Below are 596 nucleotides of genomic sequence, written 5' to 3' on the forward strand. Positions count from 1 at the left end.
GAACGGTTGCGCGCCGAGTAAGCGAGCTTCACCGGTGCTTCGAAGTGCGGCACGAGGCGCTTGTACGAGTTCGTCGACGGGTTCGTGATCGCGTTCAGCGCGCGCGCATGCTTGATGATGCCGCCGATGTAGAACAGCGCGAATTCCGACAGGCCTGCGTAGCCGTTGCCCGCGAACAGGTTGGTGCCGTCTTTCCAGATCGACTGGTGAACGTGCATGCCCGAACCGTTATCGCCGACGATCGGCTTCGGCATGAACGTTGCCGTCTTGCCGTACGTGTGCGCGACGTTGTGGATGATGTACTTCATCTGCTGCAGCCAGTCGGCGCGTTGCACCAGCGTCGAGAACTTCGTGCCGATTTCGTTCTGGCCCTGGCCCGCGACTTCGTGGTGGTGCACTTCGACCGGAATGCCGATCTGTTCGAGCAGCAGGCACATTTCCGAACGGATGTCCTGGAACGTGTCGACCGGCGCGACCGGGAAGTAGCCGCCCTTGGTGCCCGGACGGTGGCCGGTGTTGCCGCCTTCGAATTCCTTCGACGACGACCACGGTGCTTCTTCCGAACCGATCTTCACGAACGTGCCCGACTGATCCGT

General features: G+C 61.7%; 1 protein-coding gene. It reads right to left on the minus strand.

Annotation, left to right across the window (positions count from 1 at the left end; genetic code table 11):
• On the minus strand, positions 1-596 hold a 596-nt coding region (locus tag PQQ51_RS34365; RefSeq protein WP_459252359.1), incomplete at both ends, for a glutamine synthetase family protein.

Source organism: Paraburkholderia xenovorans (assembly GCF_046030735.1).
Taxonomy (GTDB): Bacteria; Pseudomonadota; Gammaproteobacteria; order Burkholderiales; family Burkholderiaceae; genus Paraburkholderia; species Paraburkholderia xenovorans_A.